Annotated in this window: 5 protein-coding genes; 3 read left to right on the top strand and 2 right to left on the bottom strand. The window is 50.7% G+C overall.

Annotated elements, in window-relative coordinates:
• The first annotated feature begins 125 nt into the window (after nucleotides 1-125).
• Entirely contained in the window at nucleotides 126-443 is a 318-nt protein-coding gene (locus H6F80_RS08690; RefSeq protein WP_190791180.1) for a WGxxGxxG family protein, read from the top strand.
• A gap of 194 nt (nucleotides 444-637) precedes the next feature.
• Here the strand turns inward: H6F80_RS08690 and H6F80_RS08695 are convergent, their stop codons facing one another.
• Nucleotides 638-1954, bottom strand: a complete 1317-nt coding sequence (locus tag H6F80_RS08695; RefSeq protein WP_190791181.1) for a sensor histidine kinase — start codon at nucleotides 1952-1954, stop codon at nucleotides 638-640.
• Nucleotides 1955-2697: 743 nt separating this feature from the next.
• On the opposite strand from H6F80_RS08695, the gene H6F80_RS08700 reads away from it, so the two are divergent.
• On the top strand, nucleotides 2698-3246 hold the full coding sequence (locus H6F80_RS08700; protein ID WP_190791182.1) for a pre-peptidase C-terminal domain-containing protein: 549 nt from the start codon (nucleotides 2698-2700) through the stop codon (nucleotides 3244-3246).
• A gap of 47 nt (nucleotides 3247-3293) precedes the next feature.
• Here H6F80_RS08700 and H6F80_RS08705 read toward each other — a convergent pair whose 3' ends face one another.
• On the bottom strand, nucleotides 3294-4589 hold the full coding sequence (locus tag H6F80_RS08705; RefSeq protein WP_190791183.1) for a family 8 glycosyl hydrolase: 1296 nt from the start codon (nucleotides 4587-4589) through the stop codon (nucleotides 3294-3296).
• Between the two features lie 219 nt (nucleotides 4590-4808).
• Between H6F80_RS08705 and H6F80_RS08710 the strand changes: the two genes are divergently transcribed.
• A partial coding sequence (locus H6F80_RS08710) for an FtsQ-type POTRA domain-containing protein (RefSeq protein WP_206755051.1) occupies nucleotides 4809-5644 on the top strand: 836 nt, incomplete at its 3' end.

Raw genomic sequence — 5644 nt, forward strand, 5'->3', positions numbered from 1 at the left:
TCTCGGTACTGTTAGAAGGTGTAACGGCTTGCCAAACATAATCGTCATTCATTAGGACGACCAAAAGGTAAATCCTTTTCATCATTGACTAAAAACGACTAGAAATCTGAAAGAGGAGACGAATCATGAAACTTTCTAAAATGATTGGTGCTAGCGCACTGGCTCTGAGCCTCAGCGTTCTGCCTGCAACGATCGCTTCTGCGACTACGGGTACGACAGGAACGACAGGCACCACGGACACGACGACCACCACCACCGCTCCGGATACGACCAACGATACGACCCCGACTGCTGATGTTGAGTCCAACGATGGCTTTGACTGGGGTTGGTTGGGTCTGCTGGGCCTGCTGGGTCTGGCTGGCTTGGCTGGTAAGAAGCGTGATGATCAGGCAGTTCACTACCGTGAGCCCGATGTAACCACCCGCACTGGCTACCGCGAATAATTATTTCCCAGCCTGCTTTGGTTACAGAAACCATAGACGCTTCCATCCACTTGAAGGGGCATTAAGCCCCTTTTTTGTGCCCTTGAATCTTATGTTTTTGAGTGTGTTTTTAAGGATGAACCGCAGCATTAACCCTTCGTGCCGCTCCCACAAAACACTGTACCGTCTAGACAGGTGATGAGAGCAGCTTGCTCTTAGCAAAAAGATTTAGAAGTTTGGGATTGCTCGATCGCCATGCAGCACGGCATTTCAACCCGAAACAGGGTGCCCTGACCCGATTCGCTCTCAACCGATAGGCTGCCCTGCATCAGCGTGATCAGCTGTTTAGAAATTGATAGCCCCAACCCTGTGCCCTGATAGCAACGGGACGTACTTTGATCAACCTGCCAAAATTCCTGAAAAATTTGCGCCTGGTGTTCGGGGGCAATGCCAATTCCGGTATCGCGCACACTAACTGCAATTCGTCCTTCGGGCAGTTCCAGTAGCTCGATCGTAATGCCGCCTTCGTGAGTGAATTTAATGGCATTAGAAATTAGATTAATCACTACTTGTCTCAGCCGCAGGCGATCGTTTACCACCATCACGTTTTCTGACGGCAGGATCAGGTTAAACGCCAGATTCTTTTGCGCTGCGAGAGATTGGAGTTCTGACGTCGTTGCTTGCAGCAGTTCAGTCAGGTCAAACTCTTCTAGGCAGAGCTGAAGCTGTTGTTCCTGCAGCTTAGAGAAATCGAGGATTTCTTCGACCAGCTGCAGCAGATGTCGGCTATTGCGCGTGATGCACTCGATCATCATCGTTGTTTGCGGATCGGGGGACTGGACAAATCGTTGCCGCAGCAGTTCAGAAAACCCCAAGATAGCCGTCATCGGCGTGCGGAGCTCGTGGGAAACCGTCCGCATAAACTCGTCTTTGAGGCGATCGACTTCCCGGAGTTCCAGGTTTTGCATTTGCACTTCTTGCAGCCGTTTTTCGGACTGTTTTCGATCAGTGGCATCAATAATCAGCCAGCGAAGCGCGACCACCTGCTGACAGGAATTGCGAACGACATCAACCTGAATATCTGCATGAAAGGAGTTTTTCTTCCAGGTCTCTAGCTCTAGCTCAAATGCCTGAGGTTGCAACAGGCTAGGGAGCTGATTCAGCAAGGTACGAAACGATCGATGCTGAAGCGACGGCACAAAAACAGTGAGCGGTTTCCCGACCAGGAAATGTTGTGGAATCTGAAGCAGCAATGCCGCAATTTGATTGGCTTCTCGCACTGTGCCGTACAGATCTGTCACCAGATAGGCAGCAGGCGTAAACTCAAAAAGAGTTTGATATCGCTGCCGTTCTGCCTGGACGACTTCCTGCGCTTGCAGCAGGAAGTCGTTTTGCTGGCGCAGCTCTTCCTGAGCCACCTGAAGTTCTTCCATTGCCGATCGCAATACTTCCAGGCATTCCAGAATTAGCGTGCGCTGCTGCAGACTCTCGTTCTGTATTGCGTAGCTCAGCTCTTCGGTTCGCTGCTGCATGAAGTCAAGCTTCCGGTCGAATACAGATCTGTCAGCTCTATCAGCCTGTGATTCCGTCATACATTTAGCTTTCAAAATCTTAATGAATTATAAAAAATGACCCTAAAGAAGGTTAAAACCAGCAGGGAGTTTCTACTCACCCTTAAACTCACTTATCTAGGCTTGATGCAAATCTACAGAAAGGGATATTCCGCAAAAAGGCGGCAGAAACTTACCACCAAACTTTATCTCTGACCTTGTGCAACGAGTACAAAAGCAATAGTCCGGAAGCAATACAAAAGATAGTTATAAAACATCTTGTTTAAACAATGCTCAGAAAAGAACCTCCGAGCCTGGAGCAGGCAATAGAAGGGCGATCGTGTCCTTTAAGATTCTCGAAATAAATCTACGGCTAACAGCATTCTCTGTAGCCTTTTGTACAACTTTTCAGCCATTTCTAAACCTTCTCTAAAAGCTTTATTCAACGGATATTATTTTTTGTTGAATCACAATTGAGCAATCTGAATCGATCGCATCTTTACTGTTTTGACAGGGAAAAATATAGAACAACAAATTTTTATTGCTTGAAACTATCTTGCCGAAGTTTATCCTCCTGATGAGCTGACAAAGTGCAAAAGGCTTGATCTCTATTGAGGCAGCCTGCAAAGATCCGTTGCTCACTGAGTCGCCAGCATGTTTTAGAGCTTGCTTTAGAGTTATTGTTTAGAGCGATGGGTTTTGTTGCTTAAACTTCAGTAAGGCAAATGGTATTTTTCTCAAACAAACGGCTCTCTTTTGCTCCCCTCACGTCTGGTCACCCTGATGCGGCTTCGGCTAGAATTCCGGCGTCGAACCTAACTGCGGCTACGATCGATCGAACTAACTTAATGGCAAGACGACAGCGCGCATCTGACCAGGGTGGAAATACCCTTGCAACTGCCACTGTGATTTCGACTCCGGGGAAAAAACGAATCGTGGACACGACGCGCCGCAACGATGTCGATTTGTTTAAGCTTGTGCTTACGACGACCAGCAATGTGCGTCTCAATCTCAGAAATCAATCGAGTGCTTCGATGGTTGGCAGCGTTCTAGACAGCCAGGGACAAGTTCTGTCTTATCAAGGCAGCCCTCAGACCCTGACAATCGCCCCCGCTCGCCGCATTAATAGCCGCATCAATAATTTCTACAGCAATATTCAGCCCGGAACCTACTTTATTGAGGTCAGGACTCGCAGCCGGGCAGCCGCTCAGTACGAGCTAAAGCTCAATGTAATTGATCCCGCTGCGCCTGTTGACTGCGGCTGTGGCTCCTGATGATTCATGTAGGGCTGATAAATGTAGGGCTGATAAATTCAGGTCGGCTAACGATCGTGCAGCCAGCTTGCTGCCACTTCTCGATTGGGAAATAGCCCAAACCAGGCAAGATTTTGCACATAGTAGGCAGAGTCATTGTCCCAGATGCCGTTTTGGTAAGTTGGCAGCAGCTTTTGCGATCGAATTTCATCTGCCATTGCTGGATCAATCAGCCGCATTGCTGGATAAAGCATGGCGTACTGGCTGGTTGCTTCGTACGACACGATCGGATTGCCTGCCAGATCGATTCTTGCCGGAATTCGGCGGTTCGATTTCCACTGCTGCTGAAGCTGGCTCAAGTGCTGCCGCAGATATTCCCTGGCACGGGGTTCCTCAAACCAGACGGCATCGAGTGCCATGCGCCACCAAACACGAAAGGCATCAAAGCTGTAGATTGATCGTAGATTAGACCCTTCCGCCACAGGTTCAAAAGCCCCAGTAGTCAGGTTTAACACCACCCAATCGCTGGGCAGCTTTGCCGCTGAGAGGGCGGCTGAATCTTCTAAAAGCTGATAGCTGCTGTTGACCAGGCTCATCCAATCTCGCTCCGAGTCGACCTGAGCAAACATCCGAAACGCATAGGGCGCAGCATAGGACGGGTTGAGGATCACCTGATTAGGCTGGGGTTGAAAAGAGGCGATCGGTCCCGGCAGCAGATGGCGAGCTGTGCCACTACGTATCCCACCGGGCATCACAACGATCGTGGAATCGTTCCAAATGTCTTTGAGCTTGGCTTGCGCCAGTGTGAGATATTCTGGGCGGTTCCATCGACGCGCTGCCAAGATTAGAGCCGTAGCTGCATCAATATCGGCATCGCTGGCAAAATTGCCATCCAGAATGCCCCACTCGCCCTGGTCGTTTTGTCCCCATTTCCATGCCCAGAGGGAATCGCGCAGCTCGTTGCCGTCTCGTCGCTGAAGATTCTGCTCTGCCCAGCGCAGCGTTAGCGCAAACATTTCGGGATCATTGGCCAGCACCGATCGCAGCATGGCGTATGCCTGCCCTTCTGAAACGGTTCGATCGTTTGCTTCGCGATCAATCACGCGCCCATCTGCTTGAATGAATCGCTGCTTATAAGCCGTCCAGCTCTGGCGCAACAGTTCAGAAGTTGTGGGGGCAGTCCGCGATTGAACAAGTGCTGGATTTGCGGCGCTCAGTTCCAGTTCTCCCAGGGAGGCGATTACCCTTTCGGGGAACAGCGAAGCGATCGGTTGAGCATTGACACGCGAGTAGGCTGCGGCAACACCAATCGACGACAGGAGCGACAGCAAAGCCAGCGAAATCAGGAAGAGGAATTTCCACATCGGGCAATATCTGAACGACTGATTTGACTCTACTTCTAGAACTGACCAGATTTCTCTGATTAAGCAGGAAGAAATGAGTAAAGGTTCGGTGAAGATTCGCTACAATAAACCGTTATTTTCGGACTCCACTCTAGTCTCGATCGAGAATATTGCGGCTAGATTGATTGACGAAACAGTAAACAGGGTGTTGAGAAGGAGCTGACGTGTGAGGCTGAAGGTGTGGAGCTTAAAAGGGGGTCTGAAGCAATGACGACGCGCCAAGGGACAAGGCAAATCTATTCTGTGTCTTCAGCCCAGATCGCTGCCCGTCGGCGCAAACTGCGAAAGCAGCGACGCTGGCAGGTTATGCGGACAAGCTGGCAAGTGCTGATGGTGGGAGGTCTGACAGCTGGACTCGTTTGGGTCATCTCGCTGCCTGACTGGATGCTCCGCAGTGCGGCTCAGGTCAAGATTGAAGGCAACCAATCGCTTGCGGCTGATACAATTCGAACCCTGCTGCCGCTTCAGTATCCGCAGTTTCTCCTGACGCTTAAGCCGCAGGCGATCGTTCACCAGCTAGAGTCTCAGGCTCCGATTGCTGAAGCGACTGTATCGCGCCGCTTGTTTCCTCCCGGCCTCACGATCCGGATTCAAGAACGCAATCCGGTAGCGATGGTCTACGGCACTGCCACCGATTCAGCGATCAACCCAGCCGCAGGCTCAGCCACGAATGCAGTGACCGATTCGGCTACGAATCCACTCAACTCAGAACTGAAGCCAACCGCATTTCTTGACGAGCGCGGAACGGTGATTCCCTACGAAAAATATATGGCTCTGCGCGGGTCGCGTCCTCTGCCAACCCTGAAAGTAATCGGCATTCAGCAAGATCAGCAGCGGCTCGACTGGGCATCTCTCTATCAGCAGGTGAGTCAGAGTCCGGTCAAAATCTTGGAAATCGACTGGCAAGAATCGGGTAACCTCGTCCTCCGAACGGAGATGGGAACCGTACATTTAGGGGCATACGGCGCACAGTTTGCCAAGCAGCTTCAAACGCTTGATCGGATGCGCTATCTGAC

It is taken from the genome of Leptolyngbya sp. FACHB-711 (assembly GCF_014695615.1).
GTDB lineage: Bacteria > Cyanobacteriota > Cyanobacteriia > Elainellales > Elainellaceae > Leptolyngbya_A.